This is a genomic window from [Clostridium] clostridioforme AGR2157 (assembly GCF_000424325.1).
Taxonomy (GTDB): Bacteria; Bacillota; Clostridia; order Lachnospirales; family Lachnospiraceae; genus Enterocloster; species Enterocloster clostridioformis_A.
In genome coordinates this window covers 1-22,317 of the sequence record NZ_AUJR01000022.1, presented here as the reverse complement: position 1 = coordinate 22,317, position 22,317 = coordinate 1, and the positions used below count along the sequence as shown (strand labels likewise).

21 protein-coding genes and 1 pseudogene are annotated in these 22,317 nt (G+C 48.5%); 14 read left to right on the top strand and 8 right to left on the bottom strand.

Annotated elements, in window-relative coordinates; genetic code table 11:
* Positions 1-47: 47 nt before the first annotated feature.
* Complete coding sequence (locus G614_RS27290) at positions 48-1,946, bottom strand: DUF885 domain-containing protein (RefSeq protein WP_044917601.1); 1,899 nt, start codon at positions 1,944-1,946, stop codon at positions 48-50.
* A gap of 275 nt (positions 1,947-2,221) precedes the next feature.
* Between G614_RS27290 and metG the strand changes: the two genes are divergently transcribed.
* The 14 genes from metG to G614_RS0110980 all read left to right on the top strand — a co-directional run bounded on the left by metG (position 2,222) and on the right by G614_RS0110980 (position 18,155).
* Entirely contained in the window at positions 2,222-4,219 is a 1,998-nt protein-coding gene (gene metG / locus G614_RS0111045) for a methionine--tRNA ligase (protein ID WP_027641982.1), read from the top strand.
* Positions 4,220-4,458: 239 nt separating this feature from the next.
* Entirely contained in the window at positions 4,459-5,877 is a 1,419-nt protein-coding gene (locus G614_RS0111040) for a glycosyltransferase family 4 protein (protein ID WP_027641981.1), read from the top strand.
* Between the two features lie 155 nt (positions 5,878-6,032).
* A complete protein-coding gene (locus tag G614_RS0111035; protein ID WP_027641980.1) occupies positions 6,033-6,806 on the top strand; it encodes a TraX family protein in 774 nt (257 codons plus the stop codon).
* 4 nt (positions 6,807-6,810) lie between these two features.
* Positions 6,811-7,575, top strand: coding sequence for a TatD family hydrolase (locus tag G614_RS0111030; RefSeq protein ID WP_027641979.1), 765 nt, complete (start codon positions 6,811-6,813; stop codon positions 7,573-7,575).
* 171 nt (positions 7,576-7,746) lie between these two features.
* The gene (gene rsmA / locus G614_RS0111025; protein WP_027641978.1) at positions 7,747-8,625 is read left to right on the top strand and encodes a 16S rRNA (adenine(1518)-N(6)/adenine(1519)-N(6))-dimethyltransferase RsmA; all 879 of its coding nucleotides are present in this window, start codon (positions 7,747-7,749) and stop codon (positions 8,623-8,625) included.
* Between the two features lie 137 nt (positions 8,626-8,762).
* The gene (locus G614_RS0111020; protein ID WP_027641977.1) at positions 8,763-10,547 is read left to right on the top strand and encodes an oleate hydratase; all 1,785 of its coding nucleotides are present in this window, start codon (positions 8,763-8,765) and stop codon (positions 10,545-10,547) included.
* Positions 10,548-10,634: 87 nt separating this feature from the next.
* Positions 10,635-11,033 (top strand): zinc-ribbon domain-containing protein, encoded by a 399-nt coding sequence (locus G614_RS0111015; protein ID WP_027641976.1) that lies wholly within the window; start codon positions 10,635-10,637, stop codon positions 11,031-11,033.
* 270 nt (positions 11,034-11,303) lie between these two features.
* Complete coding sequence (locus G614_RS0111010; protein WP_027641975.1) at positions 11,304-11,789, top strand: hypothetical protein; 486 nt, start codon at positions 11,304-11,306, stop codon at positions 11,787-11,789.
* A 277-nt stretch (positions 11,790-12,066) separates the two neighbouring features.
* Positions 12,067-13,206 (top strand): ABC transporter ATP-binding protein, encoded by a 1,140-nt coding sequence (locus tag G614_RS0111005; RefSeq protein ID WP_027641974.1) that lies wholly within the window; start codon positions 12,067-12,069, stop codon positions 13,204-13,206.
* Positions 13,207-13,215: 9 nt separating this feature from the next.
* A complete protein-coding gene (locus G614_RS0111000) occupies positions 13,216-14,082 on the top strand; it encodes a carbohydrate ABC transporter permease (protein ID WP_027641973.1) in 867 nt (288 codons plus the stop codon).
* Positions 14,082-14,993, top strand: a complete 912-nt coding sequence (locus tag G614_RS0110995; RefSeq protein ID WP_002585570.1) for a carbohydrate ABC transporter permease — start codon at positions 14,082-14,084, stop codon at positions 14,991-14,993. The genes G614_RS0111000 and G614_RS0110995 overlap by 1 nt, the downstream gene beginning before the upstream one ends.
* A gap of 67 nt (positions 14,994-15,060) precedes the next feature.
* Positions 15,061-16,506 (top strand): ABC transporter substrate-binding protein, encoded by a 1,446-nt coding sequence (locus tag G614_RS0110990; protein WP_027641972.1) that lies wholly within the window; start codon positions 15,061-15,063, stop codon positions 16,504-16,506.
* A gap of 28 nt (positions 16,507-16,534) precedes the next feature.
* Positions 16,535-17,275 (top strand): glycerophosphodiester phosphodiesterase, encoded by a 741-nt coding sequence (locus G614_RS0110985; RefSeq protein ID WP_027641971.1) that lies wholly within the window; start codon positions 16,535-16,537, stop codon positions 17,273-17,275.
* 28 nt (positions 17,276-17,303) lie between these two features.
* Complete coding sequence (locus G614_RS0110980; protein ID WP_002595809.1) at positions 17,304-18,155, top strand: Cof-type HAD-IIB family hydrolase; 852 nt, start codon at positions 17,304-17,306, stop codon at positions 18,153-18,155.
* A 70-nt stretch (positions 18,156-18,225) separates the two neighbouring features.
* Here the strand turns inward: G614_RS0110980 and G614_RS27285 are convergent, their stop codons facing one another.
* The 7 genes and pseudogenes from G614_RS27285 to G614_RS0110950 form a co-directional block, all read right to left on the bottom strand.
* Positions 18,226-18,438: a hypothetical protein gene (locus tag G614_RS27285; protein ID WP_044917616.1), complete on the bottom strand. Its 213-nt coding sequence runs from the start codon at positions 18,436-18,438 to the stop codon at positions 18,226-18,228.
* Positions 18,439-18,672 carry a tyrosine-protein phosphatase gene (locus G614_RS27280; RefSeq protein ID WP_242828061.1) on the bottom strand — a complete coding sequence of 78 codons (234 nt, stop codon included), beginning with the start codon at positions 18,670-18,672 and terminating at the stop codon, positions 18,439-18,441.
* A gap of 243 nt (positions 18,673-18,915) precedes the next feature.
* Positions 18,916-19,014 (bottom strand): annotated as a pseudogene (locus G614_RS29900) (cysteine-rich KTR domain-containing protein); the annotation flags it as partial.
* Positions 19,015-19,016: 2 nt separating this feature from the next.
* The gene (locus G614_RS0110965) at positions 19,017-19,901 is read right to left on the bottom strand and encodes an SPL family radical SAM protein (protein WP_027641970.1); all 885 of its coding nucleotides are present in this window, start codon (positions 19,899-19,901) and stop codon (positions 19,017-19,019) included.
* A gap of 12 nt (positions 19,902-19,913) precedes the next feature.
* Entirely contained in the window at positions 19,914-20,456 is a 543-nt protein-coding gene (locus G614_RS0110960) for a ClbS/DfsB family four-helix bundle protein (RefSeq protein ID WP_002585575.1), read from the bottom strand.
* Between the two features lie 35 nt (positions 20,457-20,491).
* Positions 20,492-20,953 (bottom strand): GyrI-like domain-containing protein, encoded by a 462-nt coding sequence (locus tag G614_RS0110955; RefSeq protein ID WP_027641969.1) that lies wholly within the window; start codon positions 20,951-20,953, stop codon positions 20,492-20,494.
* Between the two features lie 68 nt (positions 20,954-21,021).
* On the bottom strand, positions 21,022-21,918 hold the full coding sequence (locus tag G614_RS0110950) for a helix-turn-helix transcriptional regulator (RefSeq protein ID WP_027641968.1): 897 nt from the start codon (positions 21,916-21,918) through the stop codon (positions 21,022-21,024).
* Between the last annotated feature and the right edge of the window lie 399 nt (positions 21,919-22,317).

Genomic DNA, 22,317 nt, shown 5'->3' with positions numbered 1-22,317 from the left:
GGCATGGGGAAGCGTTATTGCAGCCCTGTGCCGGGATGTTTCTGTTTTCAGGCTTTTTTTCTGGTTACATTATTATACGCGTCTGGTTTGGAATGTGTACTGGTCGTATTCTGCTGCGCCAGCCACTCCGCGAAATAGGGTTTAATGACGCTGAAGGGAGCCGGGCCTATATCCAGGAGGAAGCGGTTGAATTCCATGTTGGTATAGCGGCTGCCAAGGCTTTTTTTGGCCTCGCGCTGCATGCCCAGGATTTCCAGATAGCCCACATAATACTCCAGGTAATTGGCCGGATTCTCCGCAATGTCATAATAGATGGTGGTAATGACAGAGGAATCGCTGATGCGGAAGTAGTGGTTTAAGTAATCCTCCACCTGCGTGATGTCCCAGCCTTCATAGTGGATATTTACATCCAGGATGGCGTACAGGGCAAGGGTGAAGGCGGCATTGTGCCGGAGCAGCTCTCCCAGGTCCGGGTCCAGTCCGTTGTTCAGGCTGTAGGAATAGTATTCCACATAGGTGGCCCAGCCTTCTGAATAGCTGTTGAAGCTCAGGAGCTTACGCAGGTTGCAGGTGTTATGTTTGTTGAAATAGAGGGTTTGGTACATGTGGCCTGGATAACCCTCGTGGGCCAGGGTGGAGTACAGGTTCCTGGCAGTGTTGGTGCTTCCGTTGTTGATGTAGATGGAATTGTCCTGGGGGCGGTCAATGGGCACGGTCAGGTAGAAGGCCGGGCTCAGGGTGGCTTCCAGGGCAGCGGGTACATTTTTAATGCTGCATGTGTAATCCTCGATGGCCGGGAAATCCTTTGCGCACTGTTTCCTCAGGTCCTCCAGAATCTGGTTGGGATCGGTGAGGGCGAAGGAGTAGGAGTACAGTTTTTTCGCCAGGGCGGGATTTTCAGTCAGCAGTTCATCCATGGCAGTCAGGTCATCCATCATCTGGCTGCTCATGGCTTTTTTCAGGGCCGGGATATCCTGATAGGAAGTGCCGGTATACGCGTTCACCAAATACTGGTAATATTTCTTGCCCTGGGGGAAATAATACAGCCCCTTATCGTTGGTTCCGGTGCCTTTCAGGGGAGTCAGCCCCTCAATCAGCTTCTGGTATGCAGGCACGAAGTGTTCGTCAATGGCAGTATGGTTCCTGGCAATGAAATCCTCCTTTTCCTGCTTTGTCAGTCCCTCCACCTGCTCCAGACGCTCCGCAAATGTTTCTGCCATGAAGCTGTGGTCCGCGTCCAGAAGATAGGCGTTGCAGGATTTGAGGATACGGTCGATGACCGTGTCGCACAGCCCCAGTCCGGCATCGGCTTTTTCCTTTTCAAAGGCGATGATGCTGTCATAGTAGGTGTCAATGGAGGATAGTAGGGAAAGATAATCCTCTACGTCCTGTTTATTGTAGAATACATACTCGGACAGAAGTATGGGAAGCTGCGCCTGTATGCCCAGGGAAGAGGAAAGAGGCTGGTCGTAGAGCTCCAGTCCTTCACTGTCCAGCATGGTATTTAAATAGGATGACAGGATGTTGTATGTGAGCAGCTGGTCCTCACGGAGCAGGCGGCTGTCAATATCATTTAATTGTACTTTCAGGGATTTGGCATCATTAAGAGCCTGTTTACTGTCCTCCAGGGATACGGTCCCCAGGGTTTTATCGTAGTCAGTGATGCCGTAGGCGGCGGGATTGGCCAGGGTGTAGTGAAGCGTGATAAGGGAATTGTCAACTTCGTCCAGGAACAGGTCGTTGGTCAGCTGGTCAAAGGACGCCTGGGCATCAATGGTCTTTTTCTCATATTGTTCATAGGACTGGGTACTTTCCTGTGCAGCGGATTCCTTTGCCTGAGGAGCGGAAGCCTGAGGATGCGCAGGTGCCACGCATCCGGCTGTCAGGCAGATAACCAGGAGCAGGGATAAAAGATATTGTAAAAATATGGTTTTTCGTTGTCTCATTCTAAACAAATCCTCCATTGGGGTGTCTGTTCTGTTTTGTATTACGACATTATATAGTATATGAGCGGAAATTACAACTTATGAGCAGTGAAAAAACTGGCAGGGCCTTCCAAGGAGGGAAAAAACAGGGGGCACGTCTTGACGAACATGGGGGAAACGCTTATACTTAAAACTATTAAAATAAGCGGATTGGGCGCTGGGGCCGCCGGAGCATTTTTAAGAACTGCTCTGCCCCGGCCCTTAGCTTCCGCTCAGAAAAAGAGGGAATTAATCATATGTGTCAGGATTGTAAAAAAACATATTATATTACCACGGCCATTGCCTATGCTTCCGGAAAGCCACATATCGGCAATACCTATGAAATCATTCTGGCTGACAGCATAGCCAGATATAAGAGGGAGCAGGGATATGACGTGTTCTTCCAGACAGGTACGGACGAGCATGGACAGAAGATTGAGGAAAAGGCTGAGGCATCCGGTGTGACTCCCAAGGAATTCGTGGACAAGGCAGCCGCTGAGATTAAGCGGATTTGGGATTTGATGAACACTTCCTATGATAAATTCATCCGCACCACGGACCAGGACCACGAGGCCCAGGTGCAGAAGATTTTCAAGAAGCTTTACGACCAGGGCGATATCTATAAGGGTTATTACGAAGGGCTGTACTGCACTCCCTGCGAGTCCTTTTTCACCGAATCCCAGCTGGTGGACGGCAAGTGTCCGGACTGCGGACGTGAGGTAAAACCTGCCAAGGAGGAGTCATATTTCTTCCGCATGAGCAAGTACGCCCCCAGGCTGATCGAGTATATCAATGAGCATCCGGAGTTCATCCAGCCCGTATCCAGGAAGAATGAGATGATGAACAACTTCCTTCTTCCGGGACTTCAGGATTTGTGCGTGTCCAGGACCACCTTCAGCTGGGGCATACCGGTTGATTTTGATCCCAAGCATGTGACCTATGTATGGCTGGATGCCCTGACCAACTATATCACCGGTATCGGATATGATTGCGGCGGCAGCAGTACAGACCAGTTTAAGAAGTACTGGCCCGCTGACCTGCATCTGATTGGAAAGGATATCATCCGTTTCCATACCATTTACTGGCCCATTTTCCTGATGGCCCTGGGCCTACCCCTTCCCAAGCAGGTATTTGGCCATCCATGGCTGCTGCAGGGCGACGGTAAGATGAGCAAGTCCAAGGGCAACGTGCTCTACGCAGATACCCTGGTTGACTTTTTTGGCGTGGACGCGGTGCGCTATTTCGTGCTTCACGAGATGCCGTTTGACAATGACGGCGTCATTTCCTGGGAGCTGATGGTGGAGCGCATGAACTCTGACCTGGCTAATATACTGGGCAACCTGGTGAACCGCACTATCTCCATGAGCAACAAGTATTTTGACGGCGTGGTCAGTGATAAGGGCGCCTGCGGGGAAGTGGACGAGGATCTTAAGAAGGTAGTACTGGAGGAAGTGAAGAAGGCTGATGCCAAGATGGAGCAGCTGCGTGTGGCAGATGCCATGACGGAAATCTTTAACATCTTCAGAAGATGCAACAAATATATTGATGAGACCACACCCTGGACATTGGCCAAGGATGAGAGCCAGAAGGACAGGCTTGCCACCGTGCTCTATAACCTGACAGAGGCCATTGCCATCGGGGCATCCTTACTGTATTCCTTTATGCCCGAGACGTCTGAAAAGATTCTGGCGCAGATTCATACGGGCAAGCGTGAGCTGTCCCGGATGGATACCTTTGGACTGTATCCAAGCGGACAGAAGGTGACGGATAAGCCGGAGATTCTCTTTGCGCGCATGGACATCAAGGAAGTGCTGGAAAAGGTGGAGGCCATGCATGGGGCAGAGGCCGCTGCGGACCAGAACCAGGCAGGCGGTGAGGAAGGAGCGTCCGGCAGCGCAGAGGACAGCGGCATTGATTTGGAGGCCAAGGCGGAGATTACCTATGATGATTTTGCGAAGCTTCAGTTCCAGGTGGGAGAAATCATCAAGTGCGAGGCGGTTCCAAAGTCCAAGAAGCTCCTTTGTTCCCAGGTAAAGATTGGAAGCCAGGTGCGCCAGATTTTAAGCGGTATTAAGGCTTACTATTCTCCTGAGGAGATGGTGGGCAAGAAGGTCATGGTAGTGACCAACTTAAAGCCGGCCAAGCTGGCAGGCATGGTGTCTGAGGGTATGATTCTCTGCGCCGAGGATGCAGAGGGCAACCTGGCCCTTATGACGCCGGAGAAGAGTATGCCGGCAGGAGCCGAAATCTGCTGATAGGAATGCGGATAGAGATGCGGATATTGGCCAGGCAGGAGCCGGATGTCTGCCGCTGATTCGGGAAGCTGTGAGACGTTAAAAAGAATATGATAGATACCGGACAGAACCGTGGAAAGCGTATGCTTTTTATGGCTGTCCGGAAGGCAGGAGCGGGCGGTGATGACCTGCTCCTGTTTTTAAATCAAGAGTATACTGCTTGTTTTCAGAAGAAATTTTCAGGAGAAACGGAGGGGATTATGAGGATACTGAGCATAACAGCCCAGAAACCCCACAGTACGGGGAGCGGTGTTTATCTTACCGGCCTGATAAAAGGTTTTGCTACACTGGGGCATGAACAGGCAGTGGTGGCAGGGGTCTATAAGGAGGACGAGATACATTTTCCTGAAGGGACCCGGGTCTATCCGGTATATTACAGGACAGAAAGCCTGCCCTTTCCCATAGCGGGCATGTCGGACGAGATGCCCTATGAGAGCACCATATACAGCCAGATGACAGAGGATATGGTGGATGCGTTCAGACAGGCGTTTCTGGAGAAAACCAGGGAGGCGGTGGAGTGCTTCCGGCCGGATTTGATTCTGTGCCATCATCTGTATCTGCTTACTGCTTTGGTACGGGAGGCGTTTCCCCAATATAAAACAGCGGCCATATGCCATGGCACAGGCCTGCGCCAGATAAAGAAAAACAGCCTTGAGCGGGACTATATCCTGGCCCACATAAAGGAGCTTCATAAGGTGTTCTGCCTGCACAGGGAACAGAGGGAAGAAATCAGCCGTGTATACGGCGTGCCGGGGGAGCGGCTGGAAGTAATTGGAAGCGGTTTTGATGATTCTATTTTCCGGTATATGCCGGTTAAAAAGGAGGATGGGGTTAAACGCCTTATTTACGCGGGAAAGCTGTCTGAGAAAAAAGGGGTCATGAGCCTGCTGCGGAGCCTTGTGTGTCTGGAACAGCTGCAAAGACAGTGGGAACAGGGAGAAATGCAGCAGAGACTGGAAACAGGACAGCCACCGGAGCCGGTGAAAATTGAGGTATGGCTGGCTGGAGGGTATGGAAACCAGTTGGAGTATGAAACCATTAAGAAGCTGGCAGAGCAGTCACCTTACCCGGTGAAATTCCTTGGAAGGCTGGACCAGCCCCAGCTGGCAAAACGGATGAATCAGGCGGATGTTTTCGTGCTTCCGTCCTTTTACGAGGGACTTCCTCTTGTGGTGATAGAGGCCCTGGCCTGCGGTTTACAGGTGGTCTGCACAGACTTGCCGGGAGTCAGGCCCTGGCTGGAGGAAAATATCGGAACGTGTCCCGTGAAATTCGTGCCCCTGCCCGCGATTATGAATGCGGATGAACCTGTTGAACAGGAGCTTCCGCAATTTGAACGGCGTCTGGCTGAGGCTATAGGCGGAAGCCTGGGGATTGATGGCAGCAGCTTGGGGACGGATGGCGGGGTACTGGAGACGGATGGCGGGGTACTGGAGACGGATGGCGGGGTACTGGAGACGGATGGCAGGGCACTGGAGACGGACGGCATGTCCCTGGGGACTGTGGGCAGGGAATATATGACTGCTGCGGGCCCGTCATTAGCATCCCCTCTGCCGGATATGAGCCGCATATGGGCAGGCATAAGCAAAAAAATATTAGAATCCTGTAATTTTGTATAAATCCCCCAAAATCTGGATGAAAATGGGAGTACCATACCCTGTATCCTGGAAAAATCGCCCTAAAGTGGGAGAAACTTGCAATTTTCGCAATTTTGGAGTATGATGAAAGGAAATTAAAACATGAGGGGGCTATAAAGCCCTAAAGAGGGTACGATATGGGTAGAGGACGCAGCCGCGGGCCATACGGCGGCCGCCGACAGGGGCTTACGGGAAACCAGCTGAAGATTCTGGGAATTGTGGCAATTCTAATCGATAATATCGGCGCTGTGGTGATTCAGGGAGGGATTCTTCATGGAACAGACAGTGCTCTTTATCATGGGGTACTGCTGACGCCTTCCGGGCATTACTGGGTGATAGCAGGACAGGTCTGCCGTTATGTGGGGAGACTGGGATTTCCTATCCTGGCATATCTCACAACAGAGGAATTCGTGCGGACCAGGAACCGCCGGTGGTACGCCGTCAGGATGCTCCTGTTTGCCCTGTTATCCGAAGTGCCCTTTGATTTGGCTGTGTACCACACCATGTTTTATCCCCACTATCAGAATATGATGTTTACCCTGTTTGCGGGGGTACTGGTCATGGCTGTCATGGAGTCCACCCAAAGCCTGGGTTTGCAGGCAGGAGCCCTGGCAGCGGGATGCGCGCTGTCATGGGTGCTGCAGTTTGATTATAATGTGGTGGGAGTCCTGTACATAGCTGCCATGTACTGGTTCCGCCGCAGTGATACGGCCCAGGTGGTTGCGGGAGTGGGAATCTGCGCAGTGGAAAGCATCAGCTGCTATTGTGTGTCAGCCTTGTCCTTTGTGCCTATTGTATTGTATAATGGAAGACGGGGGGCATTTCAGCTTAAATATATGTTCTGCGTGTTTTACCCGGTGCATTTTCTGGTGCTGTACGGTGTGAGCATGTGGATTGCAAAAGGAGTTTAGAATCATGATATTTGATACACATGCCCATTATGATGATGAGGCATTTGACGAGGATCGGCCGGAACTTCTGGGACGTTTGCAGGAAGCCGGCGTCGGTGCGGTTATGAATGTAGCCGCCAGCCTGGAGAGCTGCCGCAGTACCCTGAAACTGGCCGAAGCCTATGACTGGATATACGGGGCCGTGGGAGTCCATCCCAGTGAGACGGGGGAGCTGGACCAGGAGGGCCTTCAGTGGATTAAGGAACAGTGTGGCCACCGCAAGGTAAAGGCCGTTGGCGAAATTGGCCTGGATTACTACTGGGAGGAACCGGCCCACGATATACAGAAAAAGTGGTTTGAGGCACAGATGGATTTGGCCAGGCAGGTAAAGCTGCCCATAATCATTCACAGCAGGGATGCCGCAAAGGATACCCTGGATATGATGAAGGCGGCTAAGGCCGGGGATATCGGAGGCGTCGTCCACTGCTTTTCATACACCAGGGAGATGGCCAGGGAGTATCTGAACATGGGATTCTTTCTTGGAATCGGAGGCGTGCTTACCTTCAACAACGCCAGGAAACTGAAGGAGGTGGTGGAGTATATACCTCTGGAGTCCATTGTATTGGAGACGGACTGTCCCTATCTGGCGCCGGTCCCCAACCGCGGAAAGAGAAACTCATCCCTGAATCTTCCCTATGTGGTGGAGGCTGTCAGCCAGCTAAAGGGAGTGGACCCGGAAACCGTCATGAAGGTCACCTGGGAAAATGGAAAAAAGCTCTGCCGGCTGTAGGCTGGCCGGTTATGGGAAACAGAGTCGATAAATAGACAAAAAGCGCTGTAATGTACGATATACAGCGCTTCTTTTTTCCCTGTACTTTTGCCCGGGCATTGACTTTTGGACGGGAATCCATTACTCTTAAAAGAGGGCCGAATCCGGTCCGCAGAAAGGAAATTATAATACATGGCGACTTTGGGCAATCCGAAAAATACCATTGAAATCATACAGAAATATCAGTTCGCATTCCAGAAGAAATTTGGCCAGAATTTTCTCATAGATACCCACGTGCTGGACAAAATCATAAGTGCCGCAGGGATTACGGGGGATGACTGTGTGCTGGAAATAGGACCGGGCATCGGCACCATGACCCAGTACCTGGCGGAACATGCCGGAAAAGTGGTTGCAGTGGAGATTGACACCAATCTTCTTCCCATTCTGGACGAAACTTTAAAGGGCTATTCCAATGTGACGGTTATCAACAGCGATATTTTGAAATTAGACATGAATAAGCTGGTGGACGAGTATAATGATGGAAGGCCCGTCAAGGTGGTGGCCAACCTTCCATATTACATCACCACGCCCATCATCATGGGATTGTTTGAGAGCAATGTGCCCATTGACAATATCACTGTCATGGTGCAGAAGGAAGTGGCGGACCGGATGCAGGTGGGGCCCGGCTCCAAGGACTACGGCGCCTTGTCCCTGGCAGTGCAGTATTATGCAAAGCCTTATATTGTGGCAAATGTGCCGCCCAACTGCTTCATTCCCCGCCCCAATGTGGGTTCCGCTGTCATCCGCCTCACAAGATATCAGGAGCCGCCGGTGCAGGTGGACGAGCCAGGTGTCATGTTCCGGCTTATAAGGGCTTCTTTTAATCAGCGCAGGAAGACGCTGCAGAACGGGTTAAATAATTCGCCGGAGGTTCCGTATACAAAGGAGCAGATTGCGGCTGCCATTGAGAGCCTGGGAGTTCCTGCTTCTGTCAGGGGGGAAGCATTGACACTGGAGCAGTTCGCCAGCCTGTCCAATTATTTTACCCGGACAGCGGGAAACGGGGCCTGAGGTTCGCAATGTAATGCCGGGAATACAAAAACGGGGACCGCGGTGTATTTCACGTGGATAAAGGGGAATAATCCTGGAAGGACAATTATCTGAATCATCAGAGAAATTATATATAAAACAGAAAGGAAGGTAAGTCGATGAACAAGAAAGTGGGTAAAATCCTGACAGCTGCGGCAGCAGGAGCAGCAGTGGGCGTGGCAGTGAAAAAGCTGCAGGACAGCCGGAAGGAAAAGGAAGATGAGAGGATTGCCGCCATTGAGGAAGCGGTGATGAATAACCGGGATTACGGTGACAGGAAAGCTTATCTGGTAGGCGGAGGCCTGGCCACCCTGGCTGCTGCAGCGTATCTGATCCGGGACTGCAAGTTCCCTGCCAACCAGATAACGGTTTACGAGGGCATGCACATACTTGGGGGAAGCAATGACGGTATCGGTACACCGGAGCAGGGGTTTGTATGCCGCGGCGGACGTATGCTTAATGAGGAGACCTATGAGAACTTCTGGGAGCTCTTTGGATCCATTCCATCCCTGCGCCAGCCCGGACACAGCGTCACGGAAGAGATTCTGGAGTTTGACCATGCCCATCCTACCTGCGCCAAGGCAAGGCTGGTGGATAAGGACGGCAACATTCTGGATGTGAAATCCATGGGATTTAACCAGGCTGACCGCATGGCCCTTCTGAAGCTGCTGATGACAGATGAGAAAAAGCTGGACAACCTGACCATTCAGGACTGGTTTAAGGAAACGCCCCATATATTCGAGACCAATTTCTGGTATATGTGGCAGACCACCTTTGCATTCCAGAAGTACAGCAGCCTGTTTGAATTCAGACGGTATATGAACCGCATGATTTTTGAGTTCAGCCGTATTGAAACGCTGGAGGGAGTTACCAGAACACCGTTAAACCAGTACGACAGCGTGATTCGCCCTCTGGAGACTTATCTGAGGAAGGCCGGCGTCAACTTCCGGGAAAACTGTGAAGTGACGGATATAGATTTCACGGACGGCCCCGGAATTACGGCTAAGACCCTGTATCTGAAGAAGAAAGTGGAGAGCGCAGATGACTCAGGCGAGGAAGCAGACGCTCCGGCCAAGACTTCCTATGTGACGGAGGAAGTCCAGTTAAACAAGAGCGATATCTGTATCATGACCAATGCGTGCATGACGGACAGCGCTACCCTGGGAAGCCTTTACAAACCAGCGCCCGCTCCTGAGAAGAAGCCAATCAGCGGCGAACTCTGGGCCAAGGTGGCCGGGAAGAAGCCGGGACTGGGAAATCCCGATCCATTCTTTACCAAGCCTGAGGAGACTAACTGGCTCAGTTTTACTGTTACCTGCAAAGGCGATGATATCTTAAAGACCATTGAGAACTTTACCGGCAATGTACCTGGCAGCGGCGCTCTTATGACCTTTAAGGATTCCAGCTGGCTTATGAGCAGCGTGGTTGCGGCGCAGCCTCATTTCGTGAACCAGCCTGCCGACCAGACCATTTTCTGGGGGTATGGACTGCACACAGAGGCCATAGGCGATTATGTAAAGAAGCCTATGAAGGATTGTACCGGACAGGAGCTGTTAAATGAGTATCTCCATCATCTGCATATTCCGGAGGACAGGATTGCGGAGCTGATGAAGACGGTCATCAATGTGATTCCCTGCTATATGCCTTATGTGGACGCACAGTTTGAGCCGCGCAAGATGAGCGACAGGCCGCCGGTGATTCCCGCAGGTTCCACCAACTTTGCAATGGTGAGCCAGTTTGTGGAGATTCCGGAGGACATGGTATTTACCGAGGAATATTCCGTGCGCGCCGCGCGTATTGCGGTTTACGGCCTTTTGGATGTAAAGAAAAAGATTTGCCCGGTGACGCCTTACAACAGGCAGCCTAAGATTCTTTTGAAGGCGCTTAAGAAATCATATCTGTAGTGGGCATAACCATCATATGATTAAATATTGGGCCGGCTTTTGCCGGCCCGGACTTTTGGAATACATGCAGGATAGGAGACAACACCAATGATATTTATAGGAGGAATCAGCCAGGGACAGAAAATACTGGATTATGTGAAAACTGTCATATGTGACCGGTGCGGCGGATACGGGCGCTACCAGGTATACATGACCTATATGTATTTCAGCTTTTTCTTCATTCCCCTGTTTAAGTGGAATAAGAGGTTCTATGTAAAGATGTCCTGCTGTGAGGCTGTCTATGAGCTGGACCCGGAGGTGGGAAAGGCGCTGCTTCACGGCCAGCAGGTGGATATAAAAAGTTCCGACCTGACTCTGGTGCAGGAGGGGCACCGCAGGGTATATTATGACAGCGGGACCTATAAGACCTGGAAAAAATGCGGCAATTGCGGATATGAGACAGAAGAGGATTTTGAGTACTGTCCTAAATGCGGCAGGAGACTGTGACGGACGGCTGCGTGCAGACGGCAGGAGGAGAAAAAACGGTATCCACAACTGATATGAGGCCAAACCACGCGTCTGTATAAGATGCGGCCGTACTCTGTTAAATTACCGGGCGCGGATTGAAACAGCTTGCTGTAATTTTTAAAAATTCGGCCTAGCCATTGAGCTTCCGGTATAGTATAATGGAATCAGCCTTTACGGGCATCTGATATTTGGAGAGGTGTTGGATGCTGCAATGGTTAGCAGCCATTGCATAAGAGAAAGGATGGGAAAATGACGGAAAATCAGAAGATGGATTTGATCCTTCAGAAGTTAGGAGGGATCGAGGGAGGCCTTGCCTCGGTAGGAGAAGATGTGCGGTTGCTGCAAGGAGACGTACAGTCGCTCAAAGAGGACGTGCAGACACTCAAAGAGGACGTGCAGACACTCAAAGAGGACGTGCAGACACTCAAAGAGGACGTGCAGTCGCTCAAAGAGGACGTGCAGTCGCTCAAAGAGGACGTGCAGACACTTAAAGAGGACGTACAGACACTTAAAGAGGACGTACAGTCGCTCAAAGAAAGGGTAACAAACATAGAGATTACCCTGGAAAATGAGACAAACAGGAATATCCAGTTGGTTGCGGAGGGGCATTTGAACCTGGACCGTAAACTGGATGAAGCTTTAAAGGAATTACATCCTAACACCATGTATCATTTAAAGGTGAATCACCTGGACGGCGAGGTCACCAAGATGAAGCGTATTTTGAATATGGCATAAAACAGATACCAGGATTGAATGCCGTAGTTCAAACCTCACGGTTCAAATCATAACAATTTCAGCAAACAACAGAGGATTTTGCAAGGCAGGCAGCCGCCGCATTGCAGAATCCTTTTTTCATGTTCAGCCCTCCATATAAGCCATATCCATTGCCGCATACGGGAATAACCAGGAAACTTTACCTGTTTTTACCTCCATTTTACGCGAACCTGCTTTTGGATTTTACCTGAATAATTTAGAATCTATAGATAGATTTGCAAGAGAGAAAGGAACGGAAATGGCGGATATTTCACTGGTAAATGTATGTAAAACCTATAAAGGCGGGCAAAATGCGGTCAAGGATTTTAATTTGGATATCAAGGACCGAGAGCTGATTATTTTTGTAGGGCCATCGGGCTGCGGAAAATCCACAACGCTGAGAATGATTGCGGGACTTGAGGATATTTCCTCAGGGGAATTATGGATGGATGACTGCCTGATGAACATGGTCGAGCCTAAAAACCGGAATCTGTCCATGGTATTTCAGAATTATGCCTTATATCCCCATATGACGGTGTATGAGAACATGGCCTTTGGACTCAGGGTACGCAGGATTCCGTCAGGAGAAATCGATGCCAGGGTGAGGGAGGCAGCACGAATCCTGGAAATCAGCCATCTGCTGGACCGCAGGCCGGCTGCATTGTCAGGAGGACAGAAGCAGAGAGTTGCAATCGGAAGCGTTATTGTGAGAAAGCCAAAGGCCTATCTTATGGACGAACCCCTGTCCAACCTGGATGCCAAGCTGAGGGCCCAGATGCGGGTGGAAATAGCAAAGCTTCATAAACAGCTTAACGCCACCATCATATATGTGACCCATGACCAGGTGGAGGCCATGACTCTGGGTACCCGGATTGTTGTCATGAACCGGGGAATGATACAGCAGGTAGCGCCTCCCGCAGAGCTTTACCGGAATCCTGTAAATAAATTCGTGGCGGGATTCATAGGTTCCCCCACCATGAACTTTCTGGATGTGGATGTGCTGGAAGAGGATGGAACAGTCTGGCTTCTGGGACAGGGGTGGCGGCTTCCTCTGGAAGGATATCAGGCCAGGAAACTGAAAGACAAAGGGTACACGGGAAAACGGGTAACCCTGGGGATCCGGCCGGAAGACCTTCATCAGGAAGAATATAGCCAGAAAAACGGTTCCAATGGTTTGAACGGAAATGGCAGCGGGTGGATTGGAGCTTACATAAGTGTCAGGGAAATGCTGGGAAGCGAGGTGCTTCTTCACGGGAATACAGGGGGTACGGGCCAGCTGTCGGCCAGGATGCCGGCGTCATGCCGGGTGAAGCCGGGAGAATTCATCCGCCTTTACGTGGATATGCCTCAGATTAAGCTTTTTGACATACAGACAGAAGAAAATATTTTATTTGATTAGGAGACAGTGATGAAATCAGATTCATTATTAAAAAAGGCAGGGCCTTATGGATATATTTTACCGGCTCTCCTGGTATTTGCCGTATTCCTGTTTTACCCGTTTTTCAAAACCATTTACCTGAGTCTTTATAAGACAAATAAAATGGGGCAGGCCAATCTGTTTGTGGGACTGGGAAACTATGTGGAGCTGTTCAAGTCGGCTTCCTTTTATAACAGTCTGGCAGTGACCTTCCTGTTCGTGGCAATCGTGGTGGTGGGAAGCATGGCCCTGGGACTCCTGGCAGCTGTACTGTGCAATAAGGCATTTCCGGGAATCCGTATATTCAGCACGGCGTATGCGCTGCCCATGGCCATCGCGTCCAGTTCCGCGGCCATGATATTTAAAATCATGCTTCATCCTTCCATCGGCATTATGAACAAGCTGCTGGGACTCAATATCAATTGGATCAATGATCCCAAATACGCGCTTGTATGTGTGGCTCTGCTGACAGCCTGGCTTAACAGTGGAATCAACTTCCTGTATTTCAGCGCCGGACTCAGCAATATTGATGAGACCATCTACGAGAGGGCATCCGTGGATGGGGCTAACGGGATTCAGAAATTTCTCCGGCTGACGCTGCCGGGCCTCAGCCCAATCATGTTTTATACCATCGTAGTGAATATCATACAGGCATTCCAGTCCTTTGGTCAGGTGAAGATACTGACCCAGGGCGGACCGGGGGAATCCACAAATCTGATTGTGTACTCCATTTACAGGGATGCGTTTTTTAACTACAGGTTTGGCAGCGCGGCGGCGCAGTCCGTCATACTGTTTGCCATCATCATGGTCATGACGCTTTTGATGTTTAAGGCAGAGAAGAAAGGAGTCAGCTATTAATGGAACAGACACTGGCCATAAAGGGCCGCGGCAGGGTCAGCCGCGAGGAAATCATTAAAATACAGGAGGAAGCCAACCGAAAAGCCATGACTGTAAGGAGAGTCAGGACCGGAGCCCTGATTGCTGCCAATGTGCTGGTATCCCTTTTCATTCTTCTGCCGCTGCTGTATGCGGTCAGCGTAGCATTCATGCCGCCTGGCGAACTGTTCACCACGGAAATGAATCTGGTGCCCAGGCAGCCCACGTTGGACAATTTCAGGCAGGCCCTGGTGAAAATACCGCTGGTGAGGTTTGTGTGCAACTCCTTTATCACAGCCGGACTGATAACAGTGGGACAGATTATTTCCTGTTCCCTGGCAGCGTTTTCCTTCTCCTTCCTGGAGTTTAAGGGCAAAAACGTACTTTTCATGCTGGTAATGGCCACCATGATGATTCCGGGAGAGGCCACCATCATATCAAATTATCTGACGGTGAGTCAGTGGAACTGGCTGGATTCCTATCAGGTGCTGATTGTGCCCTATCTTACGTCGGCAATGGGAATCTTTCTGTTCCGGCAGTTTTATAAATCATTTCCCATCTCTCTGTACGAGTCCGCAAAGATAGACGGCTGCGGAAATCTCAGGTTCATTTTTTGCATCCTGCTTCCGCTTACAAAGTCGGCCATTGGGGCCATGGCGGTGTATACCTTTATCAATGCCTGGAACATGTATATGTGGCCTTTGCTGGTGACCGGATCCAACGAAATGAGAACCGTGCAAATTGGTATCAGCATGTTAAACAGCGTGGACGCCCAGTCCATTACCTTGATGATTGCAGGCGTGGTTATGATAATCCTGCCGTCCATTTCCATCTTTATATTGGGACAGAAACAGCTGATACGGGGCATGTTCTCAGGAGCAGTAAAAGGTTAGGCACACCCGGAAAAGTTTATGGAATCAAATGAAATAAGAATAAATTATAAACGGAGGAATAACAATTATGAAAAAGAGATTAATCGGTTATGCTGCAGCTTTACTGGCAGTATCCATGCTGGCAGGGTGCGGTGCGCCGGCGGCGGGCACGGGCGCTGCCGCTGACCCGGGCTCCCGGTCGGGCGCATCCCAGCCGGGTACATCCCAGGCAGATGGTTCTCAGGCAGGCACATCTCAGGCAGATGGTTCCCAGACAGATGCCTTTCAAAATGCAGGCGCAGAGGGCGCGTCCATCACCTTCTGGCATTCCATGGGCGGAGTGAACGGAGAAGCATTGGAGTATCTGGTTAATAAGTTTAATTCTGAAAACACCATGGGAATCCGGGTGGAGGCCCAGTATCAGGGAGAGTATGACGATGCCATCAACAAACTGAAAAGCGCTCAGATTGGCAATATGGGTGCGGATTTGGTGCAGATTTACGACATTGGAACCAGGTTCATGATTGATTCCGGGTGGGTGGTCCCCATGCAGGAGTTAATCGACGCGGACGGATGGGATAAAACACAGATTGAACCTAACATCGCTGCGTATTATACTGTAGGTGATACCTTATATTCCATGCCCTTTAACTCATCCACACCTTTGCTGTACTACAACAAGGATATGTTTGACAAGGCGGGCATCACACAGGCGCCTCAGAGCCTTGGGGAGATCGGCCGGATTGCCGGTGATTTGGTGAACAAGGGCGGAGCCGGAGAACCTATATCCCTGAGCATTTACGGTTGGTTTTTTGAGCAGTTTACCTGCAAGCAGGGACAGAATTATGTAAACAACGGAAATGGACGAAAGGCAGCTGCCACAGCAGTTGAATTTGACCAGAACGGAGCGGGAGCAAAGACACTGGCGGCCTGGAAGGAACTGTACGACAAGGGCTATGCGCCCAATGTAGGCAGAGGCGGCGACGCGGGACTGGCAGATTTCAGCTCCGGCAAGTCAGCCATGACCCTTGGCTCCACTGCTTCCTTAAAGCAGATTATGGAAGATGTAAATGGCAAGTTTGAGGTGGGAACCGCTTATTTCCCCATGGTCAGTGACAGCGATAAAGGCGGAGTGTCCATTGGAGGCGCCTCTCTCTGGGCTCTGAACAATGAGGATGAGGCTAAGAAGGCCGCCACATGGGAGTTCGTTAAGTTCCTTGTTTCACCGGAGAGCCAGGCTTACTGGAACGCTCAGACAGGATATTTCCCTGTGACTGTAAAGGCTCACGAGGAACCTGTATTTAAGGAGAATCTGGAAAAATATCCCCAGTTCGGTACTGCCATTGACCAGCTTCATGATTCCACTCCCCAGTCAGCAGGCGCTCTGCTCAGCGTATTTCCTGAGGCCAGGCAGGTGGTTGAAACGGAGATAGAGAACATGCTTAATAGTGGAGTCAGCCCGGAGGAGGCTGCGTCTAAGATGGCGCAGCAGATTAATAAGGCAATCGAGGAATATAATCTGCTCAATGAATGATAATCATGGATTGGAGGGTATACTGAGTATGAAGACACAGATTTGGGCCCACAGAGGCGCATCGGCTTACGCGCCGGAGAATACACTGGAGGCATTCCGGCTGGCAGCGGAAATGGGAGCCGACGGGGTGGAGCTGGATGTCCAGTTAAGCAGGGACGGTGAGCTTGTGGTGGCTCATGATGAGACCATCGACAGGGTGAGCAACGGCACAGGGTATATAAAAGATTATACCCTGGCCCAGCTTAAGGAACTGTCCTTTAACAGGCTGTTTCCCGCCTTTAAGGACGCCCGGATTCCTACGCTTAAGGAAGTCTATGAACTGTTAAAGCCCGGGGGACTGACGGTGAATGTGGAGCTTAAGACCGGCATCATACTCTACCCTGAGATTGAGGAAAAGGTACTGGCTCTCACTGCTTCCATGGGGATGGAGGACAGGGTGATTTATTCATCCTTCTGCCATCCCAGCCTGGTAAGGCTTAAGGAACTGGACAGCGGCCTTAAGACAGGGCTTCTGTACTCGGACGGCTGGATTGACGCGGCAGCCTATGGGCGTCATACAGTAGGGGTGGATGCCCTGCATCCGGCCCTGTACCACATGCAGGATCCGGAGCTTATCCCGGCTGCCAGAAGGCAGGGACTGGCAGTGAATGTATGGACGGTCAATGAAGAACCGCATATGGAAATGCTGGTGCGGCAGAAAGTGGACGCCATCATTACCAACCGGCCGGACCTGTGCAGGCGAATCGTTGACAGGTACACAGAGCTATGACAGAATATTTGACAGAAAGCAGGCATATATGATAAGACTGGTTGCAATTGATATGGACGGTACCCTCCTGCGTCCTGACGGGCATATTTCAGAGAGGAATGTGCGTGCGCTTAAGGGACTTAAGGCTATGGGAGCCGAGTTTTTGATTTGTACGGGACGCAGCTATATAGACGCATTGGAACCCCTGCAGGAGGCCGGACTCAGGGCGCCTGTGGTGTGCATGAACGGAGCCGCTGTGTATGATTGGGACGGCAGGCTCATGGACGAGATACGGCTTTCCGAGAGACAGGTAAGGGGAATCCTGGACTGCTGCCAAAAGGAGGACATTATCTTTGATTTCATGACGGACAGAGGCAGCTATACCACAGCCGGGGAGGCACAGTTTAGGGCATGTTTTGAACGGAATGTGCTGCTTCCCATGGCGGAGTTTACCTATGAGGGAGTGAGAGACCGGTTCTCCTTTGTGGAGGAAGAACGGCTTTTTGAGCTGGGTTTGGCATTTTATAAAATATCGGTCATCCATGAATCGCAGGAGGTTCTGGGCAGAATTAAGGAGCGCCTGTCCGGTATAGCGGAACTGGCGGTTGCGTCCTCCTTTGCCACCAACCTGGAGCTGACCCACAGCTATGCCCAAAAGGGCCGGGCTCTGGCTTTTTACGCAGCCTCCAGGGGCGTGAGACCGGAAGAAATCATGGCCATAGGAGACAGCGAGAATGACTATTCCATGTTGTCCATGGATATAAAATATACAGTTGCCATGGGAAATGCCATGGAGAGTATTAAACGCACCGCCAAATGCCAGACCCGTTCCAATATACAGGACGGTGTGGCATATGCCATAGAGACCCTGGTCCTTACCAGGGAGGCCAGGGCATATTAAGCCCTCTAAGTGACGGGTGTAAAAATAATTCACCGGTCATAAGTAAAGAGCCGCAGGCTCTTTTTTCTTTCTAGGAAACTTCATGCTGCAATGCGGTTTCTTTTAGGCAGTTGATTGCGGTAACATACTCGCCATCATTTGTTTTCTCTGGATTTCGCACACAGGAGAATACATCAGAGAAGTCCTGCAATGCTTCATTCGGTGTTGTTTTTTCGGGATTTTCCACATAATCTATGAGGTCTTTTAAGCATCCTTCGATGTGCCATAGGCTCGTTGCCGCCATTCACACCACCTCTTTTTCCATCAATTCGGTCACATCAAAACGCTGCGGAGATGTGAAAGTATGCTGTAATTCCAGTATAAAATCTTCAATTTCTTTACAGGTTTCGGCGGCGGTGGGATAGTAAGGAACGCACTTTTTGAACGCTGCGTGTACCTCATAGAGCGTATTTAGCAACTGCCAGAACTCCGCCGACGGCTCTGGCTGTGGGGCGTTGTCTTTGCATAACTGCCGCATAAATTCCGCTACGGACAGACCGCAAGCGGCAGCATACTGCTATAATTTTTTGGCTTTCTTCTTCGTTCAGTCGGACGGTAACAGGAATGTTCCGCACATTCTTTTCTGATTTTTCTCTGCTCAATTTTCTTAATCCTCCAGTCTTGAATTTTCTTTTAACGGGGATTTTGGGCAAATGTTTTAGTATGCCCTGTGGACAGATATTTTATTCGGTAAGGAATAGAGCTAATAAACCGTGATTGCTGGATAGTTTTTCAATATTGTATCTTCTCTAATTTTGTCAGGGGTTTTATTGCTGCAAACAGGACAGTGTATCCATTCTGTTTGATAAGCAGCACTCATATTTATCTTACTTCCCAATCCCAAATACTTAATTGCCTACTATCGTTCTTTTCTTCAAAGAAACGCAAATAGTTAAATATCTGCTCATTATCATGCACAATTCCATTTTCTTCGCATTTTCGATGAAAAAGTCTCATTAAGTTTTTATTATTGCTACTCTCTATCATATACTGATTTCCGTATGTATGAATGTATTTCTCTTTCAGGTCTGGAAACAATCGGTCTAACTGTTCATAGAAATACTCTCGGTTTCCTTCTCTAAGCGTCAATCCCATTCCAAAGCAAATAACACCATAAACCCTTGCTTCAATACACATATTCAAAATACCTGAAATAATATCTTCTGTATCGTTAATAAAAGGCAAAATTGGCGTAAGCCATACAACAGTTGGTATTCCTGCATCCCGCAGCTTTTTCAATACTTCAAAGCGTTCCCTCGTCGTACTTACATTTGGCTCAATCTTTTTGCACAAATCTTCGTTATAAGTAGTCAAAGTCATTTGCACAACGCACTTTGTTTTTTCATTTATTTTCTGTAAAAGGTCTAAATCTCTCAAAATATGGCTTGATTTTGTAATAACCGTAAAGCCAAAGCCATGCTCATATATTAAGTTCAGAGCCTTTCTGACATTTCCTATTTCCAATTCTAATGGAATATACGGGTCAGTCATAGAGCCTGTGCCTATCATACATTTCTTGCGTTTATGAGTAAGAGCATACTCTAACAAGTCAATCGCATTTTCTTTGACTTCAATATCTTCAAAAGCGTGTTCCATGTGATAGCATTTGCTTCTGGAGTCACAATAAATGCACCCGTGAGAGCAGCCCCGGTACAAATTAATTCCATATTTAGCAGATAATATTCCTTTTGCCTTCACAAAGTGCATGATATGTCCTTCCTACATTTTGGCGCAGTTTTTCCTATGTGCTTTCAATTTTTTCATTGCCCAATCATAATGACTTGCAGTAGCGCTGACAAAATAAGAACCAAGCGTACTTCCGCCTACCCATTTATAAACGCCTTTAGAAAATAATTCCTCATTTGAAAAGGTTTCCGCCAGCTTCATTACTTCGTTATGGGATTGCTGGAACATAATTTTTGCATCCTCTAACGATGTGGACTGGTGTTTTTTCCAAAACTCCACATTCATATCTCCATAGGTTTTCCAATTATAAGGCTCTGGAATAAACGGTTTATTATCGCCATTCTGATTGGAATATACCCAGTTTAACAAAAGCTGATGCCATTCATAGAGATGAATGAAAATATCACGAAGATTTTTATCTCTTTTCCAATGAGCTTCTTTCTTTTTTTCATCACCTGAAAAATCAAACGAAGTTGATAATTCTTTTTCTGTCAGCTCAGAAACAAGAGTATTTAACTTTTCATAATTAGCGGTAGCGGCTGTTAGTAAATCTGTTTTTGCTGTTGGTCTGCCCATATTCATTTCCTTTTCTCTTTTATAACAGTATGTTGTTATTTTTCTATATCTGTAACCTTGTATCTCAAGATTGTTTTTAAGTTGGCTTTTTCTGTACGGTTAGCATTATTCAAATATATTTCACGGTGTTCTTTCCCCATACGCTTATAACCATGTTCCACCATAATCTCAAATGACGCAGGCTCATCATCAAACGCTCCTTTGTGCAATTCTTCTTTTACCAAATATTCTTTTTCGGAAGCCATGCTCCATATTCCCTCTAACGGATATACCGTATAATCTGTTATTTCGTTGCTTTTTTCGGCAAGTGCTTTATATGCCATTTTAATTTTATATGCCATCGAAAACAGAGCCGCAACCTTATCTGAAAAGATTTCATCGTTAGGATTTCCATTGCCAGAAACAATGATATATTTTTGAGCAGAAACATCAACAACACAAGGTTTTGTTTTTACACCATATATTTCTTTCTCCTGATTTTTCCATTCATGTTTCACTTTCACTCCCCGCTTTCTCAAATAGAATTTACAGGCAAATTATATCACACATATACTGACGCCCTGTGTCAAGATTTATATTTCTCATAAATTTTCTTTGCCTGCTCTGCCACAATGTCTTTCAGATATGCAGGCTCTATAATATCTACTTGTGTTCCAAATGACAATAAAAACCCGATTAGCCATTCATCTTCTGGCATTGGGGCGGATACGATTAAATCCCCATTTTCTTTTTTACTTACTTGGGTTTTATCAAATTCATCATAAACACGGTATGACATATTTTTCTGGAAACGCAGTACGATTGTATTGTAGGCTTGCCCTAATGATTCATCTAATTCTGGAAAAGAGCTTTTGCAAAAACCGTCCGTGAGCATTTCTAAATCTATCATACGGGTCAGCTTAAAAATACGATAATCCTGTTTTTCCATACAATATGCTTTTAAGTACCATGACATAGACTTATATGACATTTTTAACGGCTGGACAATTCTTTCGTTAATTATTCCGCTGGAATTTGCATAGGTTATTTTTACGCACTTTCGATGAATTACCGCTGATTTTAGCAATTCAAATTTCCCATTGTCCGTTCCATGATTGCCCCATCTGGAAAAATCCACTTCAAGCCAGTTTTCCGAACTCATATTAAATATTGCAGAAAGTTTTTGCAATGTCTGATTGTTGTCGATATTGTTCATAGAATTGATACTTTGCAGGGCTGTTAGAATTTCCTGCTTTTCTTCTTCAGACAGCACCGCTTTATCTAAAACAAAATCATTCATTAAATGAATGCCGCCGTTTCGCCCTGCTTCTGCATAAACGGGAATGCCCGCGCCGCTTAAAGCGTCAATATCTCTGTAAATTGTCCTTACAGATACTTCAAATTTTTCTGCTAATTCTGGAGCGGTAGCCTGTCCTTTATCGAGTAAATAATACACAATCTTAAATAATCTGCTTTCCTGCATTGTCAGTTCCTCCCTTTGATGATAAGAGCGGTCTCGGAAACTCGATAAAGCCCGATTTCCCGCTCTTTTTTGTTTGTTGTCTTTTCTTTCTTCCTCCCAATTCGGGGGAAATTTTTTATTAAATTTTAAAAAAACTATTGACATTTACGCTGAATTGTGCGGCGCGTTTGACAGCCCCGATTTTGGGCTGGCAAACGCGCCCTTGTAATTAAGAAGCACGCCCATTAATCACAAGGAGGTACCGCACTATGATCAAGTACTGGCAATCGATGCACGAATACCAATGCTTTCTCAACAATTCCAAAGCCCGTTTTGATTCTTCTGAACGGGGCAGGCTGCACTCAGAACTCTGGGAACCATGGCAAAAACTCCGGCTCTTTGACACCGATAAAGCGATGG